The sequence below is a fragment of the Streptomyces sp. NPDC097129 genome, from assembly GCF_055668065.1.
In genome coordinates this window covers 828217-851261 of the sequence record NZ_JBVOQE010000002.1, presented here as the reverse complement: position 1 = coordinate 851261, position 23045 = coordinate 828217, and the positions used below count along the sequence as shown (strand labels likewise).

General features: G+C 73.2%; 24 protein-coding genes. 9 read left to right on the top strand and 15 right to left on the bottom strand.

Annotated elements, in window-relative coordinates:
* Positions 1–103 precede the first annotated feature (103 nt).
* From AC0B9F_RS09545 to zapE, 12 genes are all read right to left on the bottom strand, one after another.
* A complete protein-coding gene (locus AC0B9F_RS09545) occupies positions 104–895 on the bottom strand; it encodes an SAM-dependent methyltransferase (protein WP_472000428.1) in 792 nt (263 codons plus the stop codon).
* A gap of 65 nt (positions 896–960) precedes the next feature.
* Positions 961–1677, bottom strand: coding sequence for a peptidyl-tRNA hydrolase (locus AC0B9F_RS09540; protein ID WP_472000427.1), 717 nt, complete (start codon positions 1675–1677; stop codon positions 961–963).
* A gap of 45 nt (positions 1678–1722) precedes the next feature.
* On the bottom strand, positions 1723–1911 hold the full coding sequence (locus AC0B9F_RS09535; protein ID WP_472000425.1) for a hypothetical protein: 189 nt from the start codon (positions 1909–1911) through the stop codon (positions 1723–1725).
* A 30-nt stretch (positions 1912–1941) separates the two neighbouring features.
* Positions 1942–2814, bottom strand: a complete 873-nt coding sequence (locus tag AC0B9F_RS09530; RefSeq protein ID WP_472000423.1) for a polysaccharide deacetylase family protein — start codon at positions 2812–2814, stop codon at positions 1942–1944.
* Between the two features lie 249 nt (positions 2815–3063).
* Positions 3064–4584 carry an FAD-dependent oxidoreductase gene (locus AC0B9F_RS09525; protein ID WP_472000420.1) on the bottom strand — a complete coding sequence of 507 codons (1521 nt, stop codon included), beginning with the start codon at positions 4582–4584 and terminating at the stop codon, positions 3064–3066.
* Between the two features lie 50 nt (positions 4585–4634).
* Positions 4635–6002 (bottom strand): PhoX family protein, encoded by a 1368-nt coding sequence (locus tag AC0B9F_RS09520; protein WP_472000418.1) that lies wholly within the window; start codon positions 6000–6002, stop codon positions 4635–4637.
* 128 nt (positions 6003–6130) lie between these two features.
* Positions 6131–7120 carry a slipin family protein gene (locus tag AC0B9F_RS09515; protein WP_472000415.1) on the bottom strand — a complete coding sequence of 330 codons (990 nt, stop codon included), beginning with the start codon at positions 7118–7120 and terminating at the stop codon, positions 6131–6133.
* Between the two features lie 106 nt (positions 7121–7226).
* Positions 7227–8693, bottom strand: a complete 1467-nt coding sequence (locus AC0B9F_RS09510; protein ID WP_472000412.1) for a SulP family inorganic anion transporter — start codon at positions 8691–8693, stop codon at positions 7227–7229.
* Between the two features lie 8 nt (positions 8694–8701).
* Positions 8702–9283, bottom strand: coding sequence for a carbonic anhydrase (locus tag AC0B9F_RS09505; RefSeq protein WP_472000410.1), 582 nt, complete (start codon positions 9281–9283; stop codon positions 8702–8704).
* Between the two features lie 108 nt (positions 9284–9391).
* Positions 9392–9784: a hypothetical protein gene (locus AC0B9F_RS09500; protein ID WP_472000407.1), complete on the bottom strand. Its 393-nt coding sequence runs from the start codon at positions 9782–9784 to the stop codon at positions 9392–9394.
* Between the two features lie 205 nt (positions 9785–9989).
* The gene (locus tag AC0B9F_RS09495) at positions 9990–10259 is read right to left on the bottom strand and encodes a hypothetical protein (protein WP_472000405.1); all 270 of its coding nucleotides are present in this window, start codon (positions 10257–10259) and stop codon (positions 9990–9992) included.
* Between the two features lie 62 nt (positions 10260–10321).
* Positions 10322–11446, bottom strand: coding sequence for a cell division protein ZapE (gene zapE / locus AC0B9F_RS09490; protein ID WP_472000403.1), 1125 nt, complete (start codon positions 11444–11446; stop codon positions 10322–10324).
* Between the two features lie 352 nt (positions 11447–11798).
* On the opposite strand from zapE, the gene AC0B9F_RS09485 reads away from it, so the two are divergent.
* The 6 genes from AC0B9F_RS09485 (at position 11799) to AC0B9F_RS09460 (ending at position 17373) form a co-directional block, all read left to right on the top strand.
* Positions 11799–12563 (top strand): pyrimidine reductase family protein, encoded by a 765-nt coding sequence (locus tag AC0B9F_RS09485; RefSeq protein WP_472000905.1) that lies wholly within the window; start codon positions 11799–11801, stop codon positions 12561–12563.
* Positions 12564–12778: 215 nt separating this feature from the next.
* Positions 12779–13252 (top strand): indole-3-glycerol phosphate synthase, encoded by a 474-nt coding sequence (locus AC0B9F_RS09480; RefSeq protein ID WP_472000401.1) that lies wholly within the window; start codon positions 12779–12781, stop codon positions 13250–13252.
* A 167-nt stretch (positions 13253–13419) separates the two neighbouring features.
* A complete protein-coding gene (murC, locus tag AC0B9F_RS09475) occupies positions 13420–14808 on the top strand; it encodes a UDP-N-acetylmuramate--L-alanine ligase (RefSeq protein ID WP_472000398.1) in 1389 nt (462 codons plus the stop codon).
* A 14-nt stretch (positions 14809–14822) separates the two neighbouring features.
* Complete coding sequence (gene msrB / locus AC0B9F_RS09470; protein WP_472000396.1) at positions 14823–15230, top strand: peptide-methionine (R)-S-oxide reductase MsrB; 408 nt, start codon at positions 14823–14825, stop codon at positions 15228–15230.
* A 105-nt stretch (positions 15231–15335) separates the two neighbouring features.
* Entirely contained in the window at positions 15336–16124 is a 789-nt protein-coding gene (locus AC0B9F_RS09465; protein WP_472000394.1) for a PP2C family protein-serine/threonine phosphatase, read from the top strand.
* A 43-nt stretch (positions 16125–16167) separates the two neighbouring features.
* On the top strand, positions 16168–17373 hold the full coding sequence (locus tag AC0B9F_RS09460) for a PP2C family protein-serine/threonine phosphatase (protein ID WP_472000392.1): 1206 nt from the start codon (positions 16168–16170) through the stop codon (positions 17371–17373).
* 112 nt (positions 17374–17485) lie between these two features.
* Here the strand turns inward: AC0B9F_RS09460 and pdxR are convergent, their stop codons facing one another.
* The 3 genes from pdxR to AC0B9F_RS09445 are packed head-to-tail and all read right to left on the bottom strand — an operon-like array spanning position 17486 to position 20271.
* Entirely contained in the window at positions 17486–18955 is a 1470-nt protein-coding gene (pdxR, locus tag AC0B9F_RS09455; RefSeq protein ID WP_472000389.1) for a MocR-like pyridoxine biosynthesis transcription factor PdxR, read from the bottom strand.
* 15 nt (positions 18956–18970) lie between these two features.
* On the bottom strand, positions 18971–19672 hold the full coding sequence (locus AC0B9F_RS09450; protein ID WP_472000387.1) for a B3/B4 domain-containing protein: 702 nt from the start codon (positions 19670–19672) through the stop codon (positions 18971–18973).
* 2 nt (positions 19673–19674) lie between these two features.
* Positions 19675–20271: a LysE family translocator gene (locus tag AC0B9F_RS09445; protein WP_472000384.1), complete on the bottom strand. Its 597-nt coding sequence runs from the start codon at positions 20269–20271 to the stop codon at positions 19675–19677.
* A gap of 218 nt (positions 20272–20489) precedes the next feature.
* On the opposite strand from AC0B9F_RS09445, the gene AC0B9F_RS09440 reads away from it, so the two are divergent.
* The 3 genes from AC0B9F_RS09440 to AC0B9F_RS09430 are packed head-to-tail and all read left to right on the top strand — an operon-like array spanning position 20490 to position 22992.
* Positions 20490–21620 carry an ABC transporter ATP-binding protein gene (locus AC0B9F_RS09440; RefSeq protein ID WP_472000382.1) on the top strand — a complete coding sequence of 377 codons (1131 nt, stop codon included), beginning with the start codon at positions 20490–20492 and terminating at the stop codon, positions 21618–21620.
* Positions 21617–22327: an ABC transporter permease gene (locus AC0B9F_RS09435; protein ID WP_472000380.1), complete on the top strand. Its 711-nt coding sequence runs from the start codon at positions 21617–21619 to the stop codon at positions 22325–22327. Before AC0B9F_RS09440 ends, AC0B9F_RS09435 begins: the two co-directional genes overlap by 4 nt.
* Positions 22324–22992 (top strand): ABC transporter permease, encoded by a 669-nt coding sequence (locus AC0B9F_RS09430; RefSeq protein WP_472000379.1) that lies wholly within the window; start codon positions 22324–22326, stop codon positions 22990–22992. The genes AC0B9F_RS09435 and AC0B9F_RS09430 overlap by 4 nt, the downstream gene beginning before the upstream one ends.
* Positions 22993–23045: the final 53 nt, after the last annotated feature.

Genomic DNA, 23045 nt, shown 5'->3' with positions numbered 1-23045 from the left:
ACCGCGGGCGGTCGTGTGACGGGGGTATGGCCCCGGCGGTGGGCGGCGAACCGCGCGGGGCCGGGGTTCAGAGCAACATTTGAGCTTCGGCGGCGCCGCCCGCTCAGCGCTTGACGCCCACGCCGCCGAAGCTGTCCACGTCCCGCGGGCCGGTGTCGGCCGGGGCGGGGCGCCACTCGGCGACCGGGACCAGGCCGGGCGGCAGCAGCTCGAAACCGTCGAAGAACCGGGCCAGCTGCCCGGGCGTGCGGTTGACCCGAGGGTTGTCGCTCGCCTCGTTCCAGCGCTCGACCATCGCGCGCATCCGCTGTGCGTGGAACACCTCGGTGCTGTCGCAGAACACCAGGTGGCTGCCGGCCGGCAGGGCGGCCTTGAGGCGGCCCACCACCTCGTAGGCGTGCTCGCCCGGCACGTGCGCGGCGATGCCCAGCAGCATCAGCGCGACGGGCCGCTCGAAGTCCAGGGTGCGCCGGGCCGCCTTCAGGATGGCCTCCGGGTCGCGCAGATCGGCGTCGACGTAGTCGGTGGCGCCCTCGGGGGCGGAGGTGAGCAGGGCGTGCGCGTGCGAGAGCACCACCGGGTCGTGGTCGACGTACACGATCCGCGCCTCGGGGGCGATGCGCTGGGCCACCTCGTGGGTGTTGTCGAGCGTGGGCAGGCCCGTGCCGACGTCGAGGAACTGCCGGATCCCCGCCTCGCCCGCCAGATGCGTCACCGTGCGCCTGAGGAACGCCCGCTGGGCGCGCGCGATGTCGACGATCTCCGGGTTGACCTCGCGGATCTGGTCGCCGACCTGCTGGTCGATCTCGTAGCAGTCCTTGCCGCCCAGCCAGTAGTTCCAGATGCGCGCGGAGTGCGGCACCGCGCTGTTGATCATCGGTCGGTCCACCGACATCTCGACTCCCCGTGTCCCAACGGCCGCTCAGGGCCAGTGCGTTGCACCCCCACCGTAACGGGTGATCAGCGCAGCGCCGGATGGTCCGCGACCACCGTGCAACTGCCCGGCGCGATCTCGGTGAAGCCCGCGTCGCGCACCACCGGCAGGCCGGCGCGGGTCAGTTCACGCCAGGACGCGGGGGTGGCGGTGCGCACGGCCAGCGGGAAACCGGCGTCGCGCCAGGCGGCCCGCTCAGCGTCCGGCAGTTCCCACCAGGCCAGCTGGGCGCCGTGCCCGGCCTGCGCCATCGCCTTGCCGGCCGACATCTCCACCTCGGGGCTCATCCACAGCACCGGCCCGGCCGGGTCCGCTCCGGCGGGTGGTTCGGGGTCGTCCAGCTCGGTGCCGGACACCTGCAGTTTGGCCAGTTCCTTCGGCCAGCCGTCCAGTGGCACCGGCGGGAACACCCGCACCTCGGCCGACTTCCCGGTGACCGTGACGCCGGGCAGCGCCTGCGCGCGCCGCCACTCCGCGCCGCGCGCCCGGCGCACCACCTTGCGGATGCGCGCGTCCTGCCAGTCCCGCATCGCCTGCGCCCACTCGCCGTCCCCGTGCGAGCGCTCGTCGCTCAGCATCACCAGCACCGCGCGGGCCGCCGTCTCCAGGGCGTCGGTACGGGCGGGCGGCGCGGCCTTCTCCAGCCGCACGACCAGCGGCAGCACGTACTGCGGGGCGAGATCGCGGTCACCGGGCTCGGAGCGGAAGGGGCTGTCCTGCACGGACGTGGGTTCACTGTTCACGCCGTCCAGTGTGCCAAGCCGCTCCCGCGCGCCCGCTCGCGCGTCTCAGCCCGAGCAGGCGGTGCGCTGCGCCTCCTGCCACTCGCACACCGGGCACAGCGTGACGCCCTTGTACGACTCCGGATACTCGGTGGGCTCGCGGCACAGCACGCACTCGGCGTACGGCGGGCCGTCGGCCTTCGGCGGGCGGGTCGCGTCGATGAGGCAGTAGTCCCCGTCCGAGTCGTCGCTCATGTCTTCCAGCGTACGGGGGCGGGGCGGGGGTCAGGGGCGGCCGCTGGCCTCGCCGATCAGCTCGGACACCTTGACGAAGGTGTAGCCGCGCTTGCGCAGCTCGGGCACGACGCTCCGCACCACGCGCTCGGTGGTGGGGGCGGCGCTGCGGGTGCAGTGCATCACGACGACGGACCCCGGCTTGACGCCGTCGAGGACCTGCCGGACGACGGCGTCCGCGTCCGTCGCGAAGGCGTCACCGCTGACCACATCCCACTGGACGGCCGTCACTCCGGTGCCGCTGAGCGCCTTCAGCGCGTCCCGGTCGTAGCAGCCGCCGGGGAAGCGGAAGTACGGCCGCGCGTCCTTCACGCCGGCCGCGCGGAAGGCGGTGTAGGCGCGCTCGACGTCGGCGCGCATCCGGTCCGGGGCGATCGTGGGCAGCCCGTAGCAGTCGCCGGTGAAGGCGTAGTGGCTGTAGGAGTGGTTGGCGATCTCGAACAGCGGGTCGTGGTCGATGGCCCGGGCCTGCGCCGGGTACTGCTGCGCCCACCGGCCCGTCATGAACACGGTCGCCGGGACCTTCAGCGTGTGCAGCGCGTTGATCAGCCCCGGGTTGTCGAAGTGCTCGCCCGCTGCGGCGCGCGGTCCCTGGTCGGCGGTCATGTCGGCGTCGAAGGTCAGCGCGACGACCTTGCCGTGCCCGGAGCGCGGGCCGTTGCGGAAGACGGGCGTCAGCCCGGCCGGGCCGGGGGCGAGCGTCGGCGGCCGGGAAATGGCGGCCGACGGCGACGCCGCGCTCGGCGCGGGCCGGGCGGCGTGCGGGGACGCCGCGTGCGGTGCGGGGGTCCGTGCCGTCCCGCAGGCGGCGAGGGCGGCGCCGAGGGCGCACAGCGCGGTGAGACGGCGAAGAGGAACGATCACGGTATGAAGATATGACCGACCCGGCGTCGATCCCGCCGACCGCCCGCCGACGCGACGGCACGTCACCCGCCCGGCGTCACCAGCACGACCGGGGGCGGGCCGACCGGCCTCAGGGCGCGGGTACAACACGGGCCGAGTAGGCCAACCTGAAGGGGCGCGGGGAACTGCGCGCCCAGCCCCCACCCATCCGCAGCCGCCGACGCTCACAAGCCCCCAACCCCTTGGGCTCCCCGCACCCGGCAGGCAGCCTCACCGCTTGTGCCGCTTCAGCGGCCGCAGCGCCGGCCCCTGGAGGATCTCGCCGTCGATCCCGAAGCGCGACCCGTGGCAGGGGCAGTCCCAGGAACGCTCGGCGGCGTTGAAGTTCACCAGACAGCCCAGGTGGGTGCAGCGGGCGGACAGGGCGTGGAGCTCGCCGTCCTCGTCGCGGTAGGCGGCGACCCGGTCGCCGCCCGCCCGGACCACCGCGCCCTCACCGGGCGCCACGTCCTCCAGGGACTTCGCCGGGCGCAGCCGGTCGCCGACGAAGTGCCGGGCCACCTTGGCCTGCGTCTTCAAGAACGTCGGCGCCTCCCGCACCGCCGTGGCCAGCCGGCGCGGGTCGTACAGCTCGCTCCACGCGCACTTCTCGTCCCGGATCAGTGCCGTCAGCAGCCGCCCGGCCATCATCCCGCCGCTCAGGCCCCAGCCGCCGAAGCCGGTCGCCACGTACGTGTGCCGGGCGCCGGGGTGCATCAGGCCGACCATCGGCACGGTGTCCGTGGGGTCGTTGTCCTGCGTGGCCCAGCGGTGGGTGAGGTACACACCGGGGAAGTGCGTGGCCGCCCAGTCCGTCAGCTCGTCGAAGAGCGCCGGGGTGTCGCCCGTGCCGGGGGTGAAGTGCTGGCCGGTGACCACCAGGAACCGCTGTCCCTCACCGTAGGGCGCGGTCCGTACCGACCTGGTGTTCTCCTCCGGGGTGATGTACATGCCGTCGGGGTCGCGGTCGGCGGGGATCGTCCCGGCCACGACCAGTTCGCGGCGCGGGGAGAGCCGGGTGAACAGCAGCGCCCGGTCGAACACCGGGTAGTGCGTGGCGACGACCACCTTCCGCGCGGTCACCGTGACCCCCGCGTCGGTCGTCAGCCGGCACGGCTCGCCCTCGGTCAGCCCGGTCACGCGCGTGTACTCGTGGATCAGCCCGCCGCGCGCCACCAGGTCCTCGGCGAGGGCGAGCAGGTATTTGCGGGGATGGAACTGCGCCTGCCCGGTCACCTTCACCGCGCCCGCGACCGGGAACGGCAGCCCGGTCTCCGTCACGAACGACGCCGGCAGCCCCGCCTCCTTCGCCGCCCGCGCCTCCGCGCGCACCTCCTCGACCCGGTCGGCGTCGCGCACATAGGTGTAGGCGCTGCGCTCCTCCCAGTCGCAGTCGATGCCCAGCTCGGCCACGATCCCGGCGGCCCGCTCGATCGCCTCGGACTGCGAGCGGGCGTACAGCCGCGCGGCCTCGCTGTCGCGGGTGCGCCGCAGCTTGTCGTAGATGAGGGTGTGCAGGGCGGTGACCTTGGCGGTGGTGTGGCCCGTCACCCCGGCCGCGACCCGGTCGGCCTCCAGCACGGCCACGCCGAGCCCGGCGCGGGTCAGCTCCCACGCCGTGCTCAGCCCGGCCATCCCGCCGCCGATCACGGCGACGTCGACCGTGAGGTCCTCCGTCAGGGTGGGCCGAGGGCTGCCGCCGGGCTCCGTCTGCAGCCAGTACGAGCCGCTGACCTGCTCTTTCCGCGTCATGCCGGGGCGGGTACCCCGTCCCGGCATGATCACGGCTGGGGACCGTCCGGCTATCGGAGCCAGGGGCCCGTCACGGCGAACGTCGTGCCCGGCGTGTAGCAGTTGACGTACATCGTGTCGCCGTCGGGGGAGAAGGTGACCCCGGCGAACTCGCCCCACTCCGGTGCCTCGGGTGTTCCGATGTTCTGCCGGCCCCGGGCCATCGCGTACACCTCGCCCCGGCGGGTGACCCCGAAGACGTGCTGTGCGCCGCTGCCGTCCTCGCACACCATCAGCCCGCCGCTGGGCGCGAGGCAGATGTTGTCCGGGGACTCGCCGGGCAGCTGCACATCCGTGTCCGGGCCGAAGACGACCACCAGCGTCAGACGGCGCCGCCCGGGGTCGTAGCGCCAGATCTGGCCGTAGTGGTCGGCGCCCGAGCCGTCCGCGCTGCGGGCGAAGGACGACACGAAGTACACGCACGAGCCGCCCCAGTAGCACCCCTCCAGCTTCTGCGCGTGGGTGATGCCCTCGCGGCCGTAGTCCTGGAGCCGGGTGGGGGTGGAGGCGGCCAGCGGGTCGGGTACGTCCACCCACCGCACCCCGTCGAAGCTCGCGCCGGTGTCCTGGATCGTGGACAGATCCGGAACGCCGGGCACGCGCATCGCCTGGAGCCGGCCGCCCGCGCGCAGCGAACCGACGCCGCCCAGCGGCTTCTTCGGCACAAAGCGGTAGAACAGGCCGAACGGCTTGAGGAAGGCGTCCTCCGTCTCGTAGACGACGCCGCTTCGCGGGTCGACCGCGATCGCCTCGTGCTGGAAGCGGCCCATCGCGGTCAGCGGTACGGCGCCGGTGCGGTGCGGGTCGCTCGGGCGGACCTCGAAGATGAAGCCGTGGTCCTTGGTGTAGCCGTTGGTGCCGGCCTGGTCCTCGGTCTCCTCGCAGGTCAGCCAGGTGCCCCAGGGGGTGCGGCCACCGGCGCAGTTCACGGCCGTGCCGGCGATGGCGACGTGCTCGGACAGGACGCGGCCGCGGGGGGCCAGCGTCAGGGCGGTACAGCCGCCCTTGCCCGCCGGGTCGTAGGTGAGGCCCTCGATCGTGGGCACCGGGACGGCCGCGGTGACGCGGTTCTCGTGGTTGCGTACGAGATGGGTACGGCCCGCTCGGCCGGCGAAGGCGGCCATGCCGTCGTGGTGGGAGGGGACGGGGCCCTCACCGGAGCGCAGCGGGTCGCCCTCGCGGGAGAGCACGGTGTAGCGGAAACCTTCCGGCAGGTCGAGCAGTCCGTTCGGGTCGGGGACGAGCGGGCCGTAGCCGGTGTGGCCCAGGTCGTGCGCGGCGGCGGTGCCCGCGAAGAGCTCGGACAGGGCCCCGGTGAAGGCGATGCCCGCTCCCAGGGCGCTCGCACGGGCCAGGACCTGACGTCGAGTTGCAGACATGCGGCAGCAACCTTCCTGCTGGCGGACAGGAAATGCACAGGAACTACTGACCCGCCGTGTCTACCAGCTGCCGCCGCGCGCGGGAACCACGCGTGGAGCACGTGTCACCGCGCGTATCAACCGCCGCTTCACTGCCCGATGACGTGGTCCTTGGGCACCTGCTCGTTGGCGAGGCCCTTCGGTGCCTGCTCGGTGGGGAGGCCGTTGGGGGCCTGTTCGCCGGCGAGGCCCTTCGGCGCCTGTTCTGCGGTGAGGCCGTTGGGTGCCTGCTCGTTGGTGAGGCCGTTGGGCGCTTGCTCGTTGGCGAGGGTCTTCGGTGCCTGATCGTTGACGTGACCCTTCGGCGTCTGCTCGTTGCGCTCGCCGCCCCTCTCCAGGAAGCGCAGCAGCTCCACCGGGATGGGCAGCACCAGCGTGGAGTTCTTCTCCGCCGCCACCGCCATCACCGTCTGCAGCAGCCGGAGCTGGAGCGCGGAGGGTGTGTCCTCCATGGCCTGGGCGGCCTGGGCCAGCTTCTTCGAGGCCTGGAGCTCGGCGTCGGCGTTGATGATCCGCGCCCGCCGCTCACGGTCGGCCTCGGCCTGGCGGGCCATGGACCGCTTCATCGTGTCGGGCAGCGAGACGTCCTTGATCTCCACGCGGTCGATCTGCACGCCCCACCCGACGGCCGGGCTGTCGATCATCAGCTCCAGGCCCTGATTGAGCTTCTCACGGTCGGAGAGCAGGTCGTCCAGCTCACTCTTGCCGATGATCGACCGCAGCGAGGTCTGCGCCATCTGGGAGACCGCGAACCGGTAGTCCTCCACGTTGATGACCGCCGCGGTGGGGTCCACGACCTTGAAGTACACGACGGCGTCCACCCGCACCGTGACGTTGTCCCGGGTGATGCCCTCCTGACCCGGCACCGGCATGGTCACGATCTGCATGTTGACCTTCCGCATCCGGTCGACCCCGGGCAGGATCAGGGCCAGCCCCGGGGGCCGCACGCCACCGCGCAGCCGGCCGAGCCGGAGGACCACTCCGCGTTCGTACTGTTTGACGACGCGGGCCGCCGCGGTCAGGTACACCACGCCCACCACACCGGCCCCCACGATCGCTCCCAGCAGCTCCTGGAGCATGGCGACCTCCTCACTGAGAGGTCCGTTTCGTCTGCTCCTGCAACGATATGCCCGGCCTCCGGTTCCGGGCCACGCCCGCGACCGGAGGCCGGACACCGGCACCGGGCTACGCCGCCGTCGTCACCTCCACCACCTTCACCGGCTCCGTGCCGGCCGCGCTGTGGCGCTCGGCCCACGACTCCAGCGCCGTACGGCAGGCGTGGTCCAGGTGGTGCAGCCCGGACAGGTCCAGCTCCACGGGCCGGTCCTGCGGGAGCGCCTCCAGGCTGTCGAGGATCTTCGGCAGCCGCAGGAAGGTCGCGTTGCCCGACAGATGGGCCTGGACGGGTCCGGCGCCCTTGTCGACGATCTCCAGCCGGAGGTGCGAGGCCTCCCAGGCGGTCTTGACCACGGACAGCGCCAGGCCGATCAGCACGCCCTCGAACATGTTCACCGCGACGATTGACACGGCCGTGACCACGAGGATCAGTGCCTCACCCCGGTGGCCGCGCCACAGGTCGGCGATCTGGCGGAACGGGATCAGCTTCCAGCCCGCGTGGACGAGGATGCCGGCCAGCGCGGGGATCGGTATGAGCGCCAGCGCGGCGGGCAGTGCGGCGGCGAACAGCAGCAGCCACACGCCGTGCAGCACCCGCGACGCCTTCGTCCTCGCACCCGCCTGGACGTTGGCGGAGCTGCGCACGATCACGGCCGTCATGGGCAGCGCGCCCAGCAGACCGCACACCGTGTTGCCGGCGCCCTGGGCGATCATCTCCTTGTCGTACTGGGTGTGCGGACCGTCGTGCAGCCGGTCCACCGCCGCCGCGCTGAACAGGCTCTCGGCCGAGGCGATCAGCGTGAAGGCCACGACGGTGCCCCAGATGGCCGGCTGGGCCAGGTCGCCGAAGGCGCCGGCGCCCGGCAGCTGGACGACCCCGAGCAGGCCCTCCACCTTCACCGTGGCGACCGGCAGATCGAGGGCGAGCACGGCGACGGTGGCCAGGACGACCGCGGCGAGGGCGCCGGGCACGGACCGCACCGCCTTGGGCAGCCTCCTCCACAGCACGATGACGGCGATGGTGCCGGCGCCGATCGCGAGCGAGGCGAGGGCCTCCGCGCTGCCGAGCGCGTCCAGGAGCGCTCCGGGCAGGCCGGTGATCTTGCCGAGGCCGGACTTCGGGGCGGTGAGCCCCGCGGCCGCGTAGATCTGCCCGGCGATGATCACCAGACCGATGCCGCAGAGCATGCCCTCGACGACGGAGACGGATATCGCCCGGAACCAGCGGCCGATCCCGAGGAAGCCCATGGCGAGCTGGAGCAGACCGGCGATCAGCACGATCACCCCGAGGGCGCCCACGCCGAACTCGCTGACGGCCTCGAAGACGAGCACCGTCAGACCGGCGGCCGGTCCCGACACCTGAAGGCTGCTGCCGGGCATGAGCCCGGTGACCAGACCGCCCACGATGCCGGTGACCAGGCCGAGTTCGGCCGGGACGCCCGAGGCGACCGCGACGCCCACGCACAGGGGCACCGCGACCAGGAACACGACTATGGAGGCCAGGAAGTCCTGCCGCAGATGAGGGAACGCGCGCATGCCGGACCTCACAGAGCCTCGAAGGAGTCGGTGGCCGCGCGGTGTTCGCGCACCGCACCGGTGTGCACCTCGTAGTACCAGCCGTGCAGGTTCAGCCGGCCGTCCGCCAGCCGCTGCTGTACGCACGGGTAGGAACGCAGCCGCAGCAGCTGGGCGAGCACGTGGTGCTGCACGGCATCGGCCACGGTCGGGTCCTGTGGGTCGGCCGCCCCGGGGTCGTCGGCGGCGTGCGCCAGCCAGTCCCGTACGGCCGGTACGGCGTCGAGGTCGTCGCCGCGCACCAGGGCGCCGACGGCTCCGCAGTGCGAGTGACCGCAGACGACGACGTCCCGCACGCCGAGGACGTTCACGGCGTACTCGATGGTGGCCGCCTCCGAGGTGGGCCGGCCCGGGGTGTACGGCGGGACGATGTTGCCCGCGGTGCGCAGTTCGAAGAGCTGACCGGGGCGGGCGCCCGTGATCAGGGCCGGGACGACCCGGGAGTCGGAGCAGGTGATGAACAGGACCTGCGGCGACTGGCCCTGGGCCAGCGGGGCGAACTCCTCAGGCCGCCGGCCGAAGGCGCGGGCGTTGTCGATGAGGGGTTGCATGTGTCGTGACTCCTCCTGGCGCGTCGTGGGGGGCGCGTCGGGCTTCAAGGACAGAGGTGGGGTGTACTGCCTCCGCGCGGGGCGGAGTTGCCGGGTACTGCTCTGTTCTCAGCAGCGGAAGACCTGGAGTGCGGCCGGGGTGGGGGCCGGTGCGGGTCTGGGGGAGTTCAGAGAGGCCGTGCCGGCCCTGGAGGGCCCCGGGGCGGCCGGGTCGGAGCCGGACAGCGGGCGTTCGGGCGCCTGGGGCGCCGAATCGGCCGTGCGCTGCCGGTCGCGGGGGCGCAGGGGGTCGGCCGGGCCGGGGAGGTGGCCGCAGTCCCGCGAGGTGACGGTCTCCTGGGGCAGGGCCGTGACGGGGAGCGCGCCGGGATGGGCCTTGGCCTCCGCATGACGGACTGTGTGCGCTTGTGCGAAGGTCCCGGTGGATGCGAAGAAGGGGAGGGCGAGCAGAACGGCGGTGAGCACGGCGAGGACGGCCCGGCCCGTCGTACCTCGGAACATGCCCCTCCCTCCGCCCGGCTCGTGCGTCACATGCGGACCAACACTTGGTCAACGAATGGTCAAGAACCACGGTAGCGGTGCGAGGGCGTTTGCAAGGTTAACTGCGCGTTACGACCTGAAGACAGCCTGAAAAGAGAGGGTGGTTTGGCGCGAACCGGCTCCTGACCGTGCGCCGCCCCTCCTCGTCGAGGCGCCGGGGGCGTGATCAGGGCGCGGGGGGCGTGCCGCGCGGCACGAAGCGGCTGAGCCGGTACGTCGTCGACTGCGTCAGGCGCCCGCACAGCGTGTCGGTTCGCATCGCCGACCAGTCGATGCCCGGGTCCGTGCCGCGCAGACGGTGGAGGTGGGCGTGCCACGCCGCCTCGTCGCGGGTCTCGAAGAGCACCTCCCAGTGCCCCGCCCCGGGTGCGAGACGGGCGGCGGCTCGCCGGCTCTCGACCTGCTGCCGCCGCTTCCTCTTGCGCTGACCTGGCATCGGACCAGCATCGCGGCCCGGCGGCGGGCGCGGCAAGGCCGGTGGTGGTCGGCGGCCGGGGCCTAACCCTTCTCGACCAGGCCCTTGGCGTCGCGGGCCAGGGCCGTCAGACGGGAGATGGCCCGGAAGTACTTCTTGCGGTAGCCGCCGTTCAGCATCTCCTCGCTGAACAGCTGGTCGAACGGCAGCCCGGAGGCGAGGACGGGCACCTCGCGGTCGTAGAGCCGGTCGGCGAGGACGACGAGCCGCAGCGCGGTGGACTGGTCGGGCACCGGGCGCACGTCGGTCAGGCACACCGCGCCGAGTCCGTCGGTCAGCGCGCCGTAGCGGCTGGGGTGCACCTTGGCCAGGTGGTCCAGCAGCTGCGGGAAGGCATCCAGCGAGGCGCCGGCGGTGGCGTGCGCGGCCCGGGTGACCTGGGCGTCGGTGAACGGCGCGGGCGCCTCGGGCAGACCGCGGTGGCGGTAGTCCTCACCGTCGATGCGCAGGGTGCGGAAGTGCGCCGACAGGCCCTGGATCTCGCGCAGGAAGTCGGCGGCGGCGAACCGGCCCTCGCCGAGCTTGCCGGGCAGCGTGTTGGAGGTGGCGGCGAGCGCGACACCGGCGTCGACCAGCTTGCCGAGCAGCGTGGAGACGAGGACCGTGTCACCGGGGTCGTCCAGCTCGAACTCGTCGATGCACAGCAGACGGTGGCCGGAGAGGGTCTGCACGGTCTGCTGGAAGCCGAGCGCGCCGACGAGGTTGGTCAGCTCCACGAAGGTGCCGAACGCCTTCTTGGCCGGCTCGGCCGGGGTGGCGTGCCACAGCGAGGCGAGCAGGTGGGTCTTGCCGACGCCGTACCCGCCGTCGAGGTAGACCCCGCGGGGGCCGGCCGGGGCCTTCGCCGCCTTGGTCTTCGCTTTGGCCCTCGCCTTGCCGAAGCCGAAGAGACCGCGCTTGGCGCCGCCGGCCGCGCCCGCCCCGTCGAGTCCGGCCGCGAAGCTCTCCAGGACCTGCACGGCCTCGGTCTGGCTGGGCTGGTTCGGGTCCGGGATGTACGTGCTGAAGCGGACCGAGTCGAACCGCGGAGGCGGCACCATCTCGGCCACCAGGCGGTCCGCGGGGACGTGCGGCTCACGGGAGCACAGGGACAGCGGAGCCGCGTCGGCTATCGGGGCGAGGCCTGAGGCGGAGGTGGAGGACGACACGGTTACCCAGCTTAAGGGGCGTGCCAGACTGCACGGTATGCGACGCCTGTTCCCTGTGACCGAAGAAACAGCAGCCCAGGCCCTGCGGGGGGCATCCGAGGAGGAGGTGCCCGACGGGGCCCCGGGAGCGCCCGGGGCCGGTGACCAGGGGCCCGGCGGGAGTGCGAGGGCGGCCGCGGCGATCGCCGGCGGCGCCGCAGGGAAGGGGGGCACGGTGGCGGACGGAGCGGCGGCGGACGGCGCGGACGGTGTCGGCGAGGGGCCTGTCGGCGTCGGTGCGGCGGGCGCGGGCACCGGTGGCGCGGGGCCGCGGCCCGGATCGGATGCCGTCGCCGGTGGAGGCCCCGTCGGGCTGCCGACGTTCGCCGTCGGGACCGACGGCAGTGAGTGGAGCCTCGCCGAGCTGGCCGCCGCCTATGCCTACCCCGAGCCGCCCGCCGGGCAGCGCCGGCCCTGGCTGCGGGCCAACATGGTCTCCAGCCTCGACGGCGCCGCCCAGCACGAGGGCCGCTCCCAGCCCATCTCCAACGCCACCGACATGCGGATCTTCGGCACGCTGCGGGCCCTGGCGGACGTGGTGGTCGTCGGCGCGGAGACGGTGCGCCAGGAGGGCTACCGTCCGGCACGCGTGCGTGCGGAGTTCGCGGAGATGCGCGCGGCCGCCGGGCAGGACCCGGTGCCCGCGATCGCCGTCATCACCGCGAGCCTGGACCTCGACTTCTCGCTGCCCCTGTTCACCTCCCCCGTGGTGCCGACGATCGTCCTCACCGGTGCCGCGTCCTCCCCGGAGCGCCGGGCGGCGGCCGAGAAGGCGGGCGCGAAGGTCGTCATCGCCGGCGACGGCGTCGGTGTGGACCCGGTCCGCGTCGTGCAGGCCCTCGCCGAGCTGGGTCACACGCGTCTGCTGACCGAGGGCGGCCCGCGGCTGCTCGGGCAGCTGGTGGCCTCCGAGGTGCTCGACGAGCTGTGCCTGACGATCTCCCCGATGCTCACCGCCGGGGACGCCCAGCGCATCGCCGGAGGGCCCTCCGTCACCGTTCCGCACCGCTTCGCACTGGTGTCCCTACTGGAGGAGGAGGGGTTCCTCTACAGCCGTTACTGCAGGTCACAGCCCTGAGTGAAGCGTCCGGAACTCGGCTGCCGGCCCCTCGGCAGGCGGGCGGCCGCCCGGCGGGCCGACATCAGCGGAATCTGCCGTTCCGTTTTGCTTCGGGCGGGCACACTAAAACCGGCAGAACCCGTGCGATCACGGGGCAGGATGGTTTCGGCAGGGCCTGGCACGGCCTACGGAGGACAGGGGGCCCAGGGCCCCCTCAGCAGAAGGGGCGCCTGGTGTTCACAAGCGTTTTGATGATCGAGAAGGCCCTGACGTCCGCCGACGTGGAGTTCGTCACCACCTTGCACGGTGACGAGTCGGTCACCTTCCACGTCCTGCTCCAGCCCCGGGGCGACCAGGCCGACCGTCTGCTGAGAGCCATCGACGACATCGCGCTCGGCGAGATCGACGACGCCGCACGCGAAGGCGAGACACCCGAGGGCGACGAGGCCAGGAGCGTCGGCCGGCAGGCCCTGGACGTGTCGCTGACCGCCCTGCGCTCGTCCGGCAGCCCCGCCGAGGGCCGGCTCGTCGAGGACCACCCGCTGGACGCGCTCCGGTCGCTGGTGGAGGAGGTCGGCGCGGACGAGGTGATCGTGCTCACCGACCCGCACTACGTCGAGGAGTTCTTCCACCGCGACTGGGCCTCGCGGGCGCGGCACAAGGTGGGGGTGCCGGTGCTGAAGCTCTTCTCCCACAGCAAAGCCTGATCGCCGTGGGCGGTGCCGTGCGTGGGCGGGTGCGGGCTCGTTGTGGCTGGTCGCGCGGTTCCCCGCGCCCCTGAGCAGGTCCACTCCCGCACATTGCACGGCGGCCCGTGCTGCAGCACATAGGCTAGGCACCGCTCCAGTCCGCACCGTATCTGGGAGAAGAACGCATGGCACCCGGCCTTCCTACCGCCATGGACCGACCGCACTTCATCGGCATCGGCGGCGCCGGAATGTCGGGCATCGCCAAGATCCTCGCGCAGCGCGGCGCCAAGGTGGCCGGCAGCGACGCCAAGGAGTCCGCCACCGCCGAGGCGCTGCGCGCGCTGGGCGCGACCGTGCACATCGGGCACGCCGCCGGGCACCTCGCCGACGACGCGAGCTGCGTGGTCGTCTCCTCCGCGATCCGCCAGGACAATCCGGAGCTGGTGCGCGCCGCCGAGCTGGGCATCCCGGTCGTGCACCGTTCCGACGCGCTCGCCGCGCTGATGGAGGGCCTGCGCCCGATCGCCGTCGCCGGCACCCACGGCAAGACCACCACCACGTCGATGCTCGCCGTCTCCCTGACCGCGCTGGGCCGCAATCCGTCGTACGCCATCGGCGGCGACCTCGACGCGCCCGGCTCCAACGCCCTGCACGGCGACGGCGAGATCTTCGTCGCGGAGGCCGACGAGTCCGACCGCAGCTTCCACAAGTACGCCCCCGAAGTCGCGATCGTCCTCAACGTCGAGCTGGACCACCACGCCAACTACGCCTCGATGGACGAGATCTACGAGTCCTTCGAGACCTTCGCCGGGAAGATCGTCCCCGGCGGCACGCTGGTGATCTCCGCCGACCACGAGGGCGCCCGCGAGCTGACCCGGCGCGTGAAGGACGTGCGCGTGGTGACCTACGGCGAGGCCGAGGACGCCGACGTGCGCGTGCTGTCGATCGTGCCGCAGGGCCTCAAGAGCGAGGTCACGGTCGTCCTCGACGGCCAGGAACTGACCTTCGCGGTCTCCGTCCCCGGCCGCCACTACGCCCTCAACGCGGTCGCCGCGCTCACCGCCGGCGCCGCCCTCGGCATCCCGGCCGCCGAGCTGGCCCCCGCGATCGCCGCGTACACGGGCGTCAAGCGGCGCCTGCAGCTCAAGGGCGAGGCGGCCGGCGTCCAGGTCATCGACTCCTACGCCCACCACCCCACGGAGATGACCGCCGACCTGGAGGCCATGCGGGCCGCGGCCGGCGACGCGCGCATCCTTGTCGTCTTCCAGCCCCACCTGTTCTCCCGCACCCAGGAGCTGGGCAAGGAGATGGGCCAGTCGCTGTCCCTCGCCGACGCCTCCGTCGTCCTCGACATCTACCCGGCCCGCGAGGACCCGATCCCCGGCGTCACCAGCGAGCTGATCATCGAGGCCGCGCGCGCCGCGGGCGCCGACGTCACGGCCGTCCACGACAAGGCGGAGGTGCCGGACGCGATCGCGGGAATGGCGCAGGCCGGTGATCTCGTTCTCACCATGGGAGCGGGCGACGTCACGGACCTCGGCCCGCGCATCCTGGACCGTCTCGCGCACAACTGAAGGGGTTGGCCGACATGTCGTACGACGTCGAGAAGCCGGACGAGCAGTGGCGCGCGGAGCTGACCCCGGGCGAGTACGCGGTGCTGCGCCAGGCCGCCACCGAGCCGGCCTTCGTCGGCGAGTACACGGACACCAAGACCAAGGGCGTGTACTCCTGCCGGGCCTGCGGCGCCGAACTGTTCACCTCCACCACCAAGTTCGAGTCCCACTGCGGCTGGCCGTCCTTCTACGACCCGAAGGACACCGACGCGGTGGAGCTGGTCCAGGACCGTTCCCACGGCATGGTCCGCACCGAGGTGCGCTGCGCCCGCTGCGGCTCCCACCTCGGGCACGTCTTCGAGGGCGAGGGCTACCCCACCCCGACGGACCAGCGCTACTGCATCAACAGCATCGCGCTGCGCCTGGAGCCCGAGGAGGGCTGAACGCGGGTCCGGGCCGGCCCGCACGGTCCGGCCTAGACTGACAAGGTCGGGCCCGGCCCCGTCGGGTGCCCCGGGCAGGTCCGGGGCGGGAAGGCGGTGGACCGCATGCCGTACGTCGCCGTCAGCGCGCTGAGCCATCCCGGGCTGCTCCGCGAAGGCAACGAGGACTCTCTCGTCGCCGGGCCGTGGACGCTGTGCGCCACCGTGTCCGAGAGCCCGCAGACCCTGGTCTTTCCGCTGCGCTCACCCCTCGTCGTCGCGGTCGCCGACGGGCTCGGCGGGCACCCCGGCGGCGAGGTGGCCAGCGCGCTCGTCGCCCGCCGGCTCGCACAGGCCGGGCCGGAGCTGGCCGACGAGGACGCCGTACGGGAGGCGCTGCGCGACTGCAACCGCGCCGTGTACCGGGCCGCCGAGAACGGTGGCGCCGGGGGCAGCGGCGGCGACGGAGGCGGCGACCTGACCGCCATGGGCACGACCGTTGCCGGTCTCGTGCTGCTGCACGACTCGCTGCTGGTCTTCAACGTCGGCGACAGCCGGGTCTTCGCGGCCTCCTCCGACGGGCTGCGCCAGGTGAGCGTCGACGACAGCCCGCCGCTCCAGCCGGGCCAGCGCACCACCTCCATGGTCACCCAGTGCCTGGGCGGGTCCGTCGCCCACCGCGACGTCCGGCCCCACGTCACGGCCGCGCCCCTGCACCCCGGCGACCGCTACCTCGTCTGCACGGACGGGCTGACCGACCCGGTGACCGAGGACGTGCTCGACGCGGTGCTGCGCGAGAACGACGACGGCCAGGCCGCCTTCGAGCTGTGGCGCGCCGCGATCGAGGCGGGCGGGCCGGACAACATCACGCTGGCGGTGGTGCGGGTGGGAGGGGACGGGGGAGGCCACCGATGATCCCGGCTGTGCGCGGCCGGCCGGCCGCTGTCACGATTTGATCGTGTTCAGCGTGGTGCGACGGATCAGAGCGCTTCGCAGGCCCGCCCCCGCGGACCGGCCCGCGACCGCCCGGGGCCCCGGTGTCGCCGGGCTGCGGTCGCTGCTGTCCCGGGTCGGCACCACGCTCGACGCGGACCTCACCTGCGCCGAGCTGACCCACGCCGCGAGCGCGCTCACCGGGTGCACCGCGGCGGTCGTCCGGGTCACCGACGGGACCGTCTCCGGGTACGAGGCCATCAGCGGGGACGCCGACGCGCTGCCGGACGTACGCCGCGTCACTGAGGTGGTGCGGGAGGGCGGCGCGACGCTTCCGCGGGAGGCGGTTTCCGCGGGCGCCGGCCTCTGCCTGCCGCTCGCCACCTCCGAGCAGGTGTACGGCGTCCTCGTGTGCGCCCGTACGGCGCCGCCCCTCACCTCGCAGGAGGCGGAACTGCTCGGGCTGCTGGCCGCTCCGGTCGGTCCGTGTCTGCGTCACGCCGACGAGTACGCGCGCGTGAGCCGCACCATGGGCGACCTGCAGCGCGCGCTGCTCGCCGAGCCGGGGCGGCCGCACCCGAACCTCGACGTCGCCGTGCGCTATCTGCCCGCCGGGCGCCGCGCCCTGGTCGGCGGCGACTGGTGCGAGACCGTGCGGCTGCCCTTCGGCCGGACCCTGCTCGTGGTCGGCGACGTGATGGGCCACGGTGTGGAGGCCGCCGTCGACATGGCCGCGTACCGCTCGTCGCTGCGGTCGATCACCGCCACGGACCTGCCGCCGCACCGGGTGCTGCGGCAGATGGACGACCTCGCCGCCGGGGAGCCGGACATGCGGCCCGCCACCTGCCTGATCGCCCGCGTCGATCCCGCGCGCGGGCAGGTCACGCTGGCCGGGGCCGGTCATCTGCCGCCGGTCGTGGTCGACGACGGCGCCGGCAGCCGGTTGCTGCCGCTGCCCGTCGGGCCGCCGCTCGGGACGGGGCTCGGCGGTTATGAGTCGGCCACCTGCGAACTGGACAGCAGCCACACGTTGTTGTTGTTCACGGACGGGCTGGTGGAGCGGCGCGGGGAGGACATCGACCGGAGTCTGGAGCGGTTGGCGGCGGTCCGTTTTCCTGGTGGGGCCACGCTGGAGGACATTCTGGACACCGTCCTGGTCCGGATGGACGCCCGTCGCGCCGAGGACGACGTCGCGGTGTTGGCGGCGCGGCCGCGGGGGCGGGCGGACTAGGCCCTGTCGTTTGGGCCCCGCGACGCCGGCGTGATCCAAACGACAGGGCCTGCGGGCGTTGTCGGCCGGCCGCTGGCGGGCGTCGTGACGTGCCGCCCGGTTCGCCCACCTCTTATGGGCAGGTCAGTTCGCGGAGCGCGCGGCCCAGCCGTGCCACCCCCTCGGTGATCACTCCCGTCGGTGTCGCCGCGTAGCCGAGGACGAGGCCGGGGGCGCCCGGGCGCTGGCGGTGCCAGGAGAGGGGGTGGCATTTGACGCCGTGGGTGAGCGCCGCCTCGGCCAGGGCGGTGTCGGGGACGTTCGCCGTGTAGGTGACCGTCAGGTGCAGGCCGGCTGCGGCGCCCTGTACCGCCGCGCCCGGCAGGTGGGCCGCCAGGGCGCTGATCATCGTGTCTCTGCGGCGGCGGTGGCGGCCGCGCAGGAGCCGGAGGTGGCGTTCCAGGTCTCCGGAGTCCATCAGCCGGGCCAGGGTGAGCTGGGGGAGCACCGCGTTGCCCAGGTCGTTGAAGCGTTTCGCGCTGGTGAGGGCGGCACGGTAGGCGGGCGGGGGGATCAGCCAGCCGATCCGCAGCGCGGGCGCGAGCAGCTTCGACACGCTGCCCATGTAGCAGACGCGGTCGGCCAGCAGCTCGCGCAGCGCCGGCACCGGTGGCCGGTCGTAGCGGTGCTCGGCGTCGTAGTCGTCCTCCAGGATCAGCCCGCCGTCCTGCGCCCAGCGCAGCAGCTCGCGGCGGCGCTCGCCGCTGGTGACGACGCCGGTGGGGAACTGGTGGGCCGGTGTGAGCAGTACCGCGCGGGCGCCCGAGGCGCGCAGGGCGTCGACGCGTATGCCGGCCTCGTCCACCGGCACCGGTGGTGTGGCCAGCCCCCCGTTGCCCAGATGCTGGCGGGAGCCGAGCGAGCCGGGGTCCTCCAGCGCGACGGCGTCGATGCCGTCGGCGCGTAGGACGGCGTGCAGCAGGGTGAGCGCCTGCGCGGTGCCGGCCACGATCAGTACGTCGTCCGGGGCCACCCGCACCCCCCTGTTGCGCGCCAGCCAGTCGGCCACGGCACGGCGCAGCGGGAGCGCGCCGCGCGGGTCGCCGTAGCCGAGACTGTCCGCCGAGAGGCCGCTGAGGACCGCGCGTTCGGCGCGCAGGTACGCGGCGCGCGGGAACGCCGCGAGGTCGGGGCGGCCGGGTGTGAAGTCGAACGGGGCCGGGGCCGCGCGCAGCGCGTCGAAGACGTCCGGGCCCGGTTCGCCGGCGAACAGAGCCGGGCCGCGGCGGGCTGGGCCGGAGGCGTCGTCGCGCATGCGTTCCTGGGGCACCGCGACCACGACTGTTCCTCCGCGCCGGCGTCCCTCCAGGTGGCCGTCCTCGGCCAGTCGGCGGTACGCCTCCGACACCACGCCGCGTGACACGCGCAGTTCGGCGGCGAGCACCCGGGTGGGCGGCAGCCTGGCGCCCACCGTGAGCCGGCCGTCGGCGATCGCCCGGCGCAGACGCTCGGTCAGCCACCGCGCCTTGCCCCCGGCCGGGGCCGTACCGATGTCCAGCTGCAGGAAGTCGGAGCCACCCGGAGCTGCGTTCATTGGGGTCATGCTGTCACGTGCCGTTCAGCCGTCGAAGGTGAACTCCGGTGCGTCGGCGGTGAGGAGGGCGTCGGTGGTGACGGCCGGCCAGTGCGCGGCCAGCTCCTCCGTCATCGTCTTCAGCAGCGCTCGCAGGGTGTGCGCGGCGTCGTCGTGCATCGCCTCCGCGACCACCAGGATGCGGCGGGTGTCCGGCCCCACCGCGGAGTAACCGCTCTGCCGGTGCGTCCAGCGGCGGGCGTGCGCCCGGCCGGCGGAGTCGGCGAAGGTGACCTCGCCGGGCGCGGGATGCTCCGTGGCGCCGCCGAACGCCGTGTACAGCTCGTCGCCCCGGGCGGGCCGCACCTCGAGCAGGGGACCGGTGATGCGGTCCGCGTCGAGGGCGGCGACGGGGACGGCGTGGGCCACCGAGATCGCGTTGCACAGGTCCACCACCGGGTGGATGCGCGGGAGTCCGCCTTCCTTGCGCAGCCGGCGCAGCAGGGACTCCGCCGCGCATCTGTACTGCGTGGGGCGCAGGCCGAGTTGGGAGAAGGTGCGCCGCCAGGCCCTGATCTCCGGGAACTCGCCCTCGGGGCTCTTCGCCAGGCGAGCCGTGGCCCGGGCGGTGAGCGCGGCGGCCCGCGGGCCGGTGTCCGCGTGGGCGTCGACGCCGTCGGCGTACAGCACGGCCGCGGTGAGCTGCGGGTGGGCGGACCAGATGGTGTCCGCGTGCCGGAAGCGCATGCTCACGCCACCGCCAGCCGCAGGCTCAGGGCCACGAAGCAGGCGGCGAAGCCCCGGCGCATGCCGGTCAGCAGTGCGGGGCGCTGCGGCAGCCGCTCCCGCAGTGCGGCCGCGCAGAGGCCGTACGCCGTGAAGACGACGAAGGTGAGGGCCATGAACACGCCGCCCAGCCGCAGCATCGCGCCGACGTCGCCGGCCGTGACGAACTGCGGCAGGAACGCCAGGAAGAACAGGGCCGGTTTGGGGTTGAGCAGGTTGACCAGGACGGCGGAGCCGATCAGGCGGGAGGCGGAGCGCGGTGCGGCCTCCTGCTCGACCACCAGGGCCGAGCGGTCGCGCAGCATCGCCCACGCCATGTACAGCAGGTAGGCGGCGCCGAGGTACTTCACCACGGTGAAGGCGACGGTGCCCGCGTGCAGCAGGGCGGCCAGCCCGGTCACCGCGGCGAGCAGGTGCGGCAGGGTGGCGAGGGTGCAGCCGAACGCGGCCACCACGCCGGCCCGGCGGCCGTGGGTGAGTCCGGCGGCCAGCGTGTACAGCACGCCGGTGCCGGGGGTGACGACCACGACGAGGGTGGTCAGCAGGAACGTGGCGCTCAAGGAAACCTCCGCTGGTGGTGCGAGGTGTCCCACCCTGCCCCTGCCTTGGCCCACCGGACAGGGCCAAAGACGGCGCCGATCACCGGTCCATAACAGCCGCATCCCCGGGTAGGGGAGTTCACGGCGTCTAGACTCTCCCGGCAACGGGCGTCCGTACGCACGTACGGAAGGCGCCCACGGCCAGGGCACGTGCCGCCAACCGAAGGGCGTTCGGCGTTTTGATACGGATGGAATCAGTCACCAAGCGGTACCCGGACGGCACGGTGGCGGTCGACCGGCTCACGCTGGAGATACCCGAGAAGGCGATCACCGTCCTCGTCGGCCCCTCCGGCTGCGGCAAGACGACGACCCTGCGGATGATCAACCGGATGGTCGAGCCCAGCGAGGGCCGCATCCTGCTCGACGGCACCGACCTCCAGCAGCAGCCCGTGCACACCCTGCGCCGCTCCATGGGGTACGTCATCCAGCACGCCGGGCTCTTCCAGCACCGCACGATCGTCGACAACATCGCCACCGTGCCGCGCCTGCTCGGCTGGAGCAAGGCCAAGTCGCGCGAGAGGGCGAGGGAGTTGATGGAGCGCGTCGGCCTGGACGGTTCGCTCGCGGGGCGTTACCCGCACCAGCTCTCCGGCGGCCAGCAGCAGCGGGTGGGGGTGGCCCGGGCGCTCGCCGCCGACCCGCCGGTGCTGCTCATGGACGAGCCGTTCTCCGCCGTCGACCCCGTGGTCCGCAAGGGCCTCCAGGACGAACTGCTGCGTCTGCAGGACGAGCTGGGCAAGACGATCGTCTTCGTCACCCACGACATCGACGAGGCCGTCAAGGTCGGCACCATGGTCGCCGTCCTGCGCACCGGCGGCCGGCTCGCCCAGTACGCGCCGCCCGCGGAGCTGCTCTCCCACCCGGCCGACGCCTTCGTCGAGGACTTCCTGGGCGCCGACCGCGGCATCCGCCGGCTGTCCTTCTTCCCCTCCGCCGGCCTCGCACTGCTCACCACGCCGGTCGTCGCCGTGGACGCCGGCGCCGAGCAGCTCGCCGCCGCCGGCGGGGGCGAGACGCCCTACCTTCTCGTCACCGACTCCGAGGGCAGACCGCTGGGCTGGGGCGAGCCCGGCGAGCTGACCGCAGGGAGCATCGACACGGCCCGACTGCTGCCGTACGGACGGCCGTTCGTCGCCGGGACCGACTCGCTGCGGGCCGCGCTGGACTGCGCCGTACTGTCGCCGACCGGCTGGGCCGTCGCCGTGGACGACACCGGGCGCGTGCGCGGTGTCGTGTCGCAGCAGGCCATCGGGGCGGCGATCCGCGCCGCCCACGCCCAGACCCCGAGCGCACCGAAGGCCCTGCGATGAACGGCCTGTTCCACCTCCCCAGCGACCTGCAGAACACCTACCTCGGCCTGGTCGGCATGCATCTGCGCGAGGCGCTGATCCCGGTCCTCGCCGGACTGCTCGTGGCGCTGCCCCTCGCCCAGCTGTGCGTGCGGCTGCGCTGGCTGTACCCGCCGGTGCTCGGGGTGACGACCGTGCTGTACGCCGTCCCCTCGCTCGCGCTCATCGTCTTCCTGATCGACTACACCGGCCAGACCGAGACGACCGTGATGATCCCGCTCGCTCTCTACAGCCTCGTCGTCCTCGTCCCGGCCGTCGTCGACGGCGTCCGCTCCGTGCCGCAGGACACCCTCGACGCCGCGACCGCCATGGGATTCGGGCCGGTGCGCCGCTATCTCACCGTGCAGTTGCCGATCGCCGTGCCCGCGATCCTGGCCGGGCTGCGCGTCGCGACCGTCTCCAGCATCTCCCTGGTCAGCGTCGGCATGCTGATCGGCAACCAGGGCGGCCTCGGCAACCTGCTGAACGACGGCATGACCTATCAGCAGCCCCGGCTCGTGTGGCTGTCGGTGATCGGCACCGCCGTCCTCGCCGTCCTCGCGGACGCCGTCCTCGTCGCCGTACGCCTGCTGCTGACGCCGTGGATGCCGCGCGGCACCCGCACGGTGCCCGCCGGACCGCGCCCCGAACCGGCCGTGTCCGCGACACAGGAGGAGGTCCCGCGGTGAACGTCCTCCACTTCGTCAACGCCTTCTTCAGCGACAGCTCCCACTGGCACGGTTACGACGGCATCCCCACCCGGCTGCGCGAACACGTGCAGTACACGCTGCTCGCGCTGGCGATCGCCGCCGCCGTCGGACTCCCGGCCGGCCTGCTCACCGGGCACACCGGACGCGGCGGCAACGCGCTCGCGCTGATCGCCACCGCCGCCCGCGCCCTGCCCAGCTTCGGCCTGCTGGTGCTGATGTTCATCCTGCTCGGTTTCGGGCTGCTGCCCGTGATGATCCCGCTGGTGGTCCTCGCGATCCCGCCGATCCTCGTCACCACCTACGAGGCGGTGCGCTCCGTCGACCCGTCCCCGGTGGACGCGGCGCGGGGCATGGGCATGCCCGAGACACGCATCCTGTTCCGGGTCGAACTGCCCGTCGCGCTCCCGCTGATCCTCAGCGGCCTGCGCTCGGCGGCCATCCAGATCGTCTCGACGGCCACCATCGCGGCGTACGTCAGCTTCGGCGGCCTAGGCCGGTACGTCATCGACGGCCTGTACCAGCACGACTACGAGAAGGTCGTCGGCGGCGCCACCCTGGTGGCCGCACTGGCCCTCGTCACCCTCGCGCTGTTCTGGGCCGCCGGCCGCTACGCGGTGTCGCCGGGGGTGCGGCGGCGCGGCTGAGCCGGCCCCTTCAACGGGCGCGGTGACGCAGCGCATTGGTAACACAAATGCCC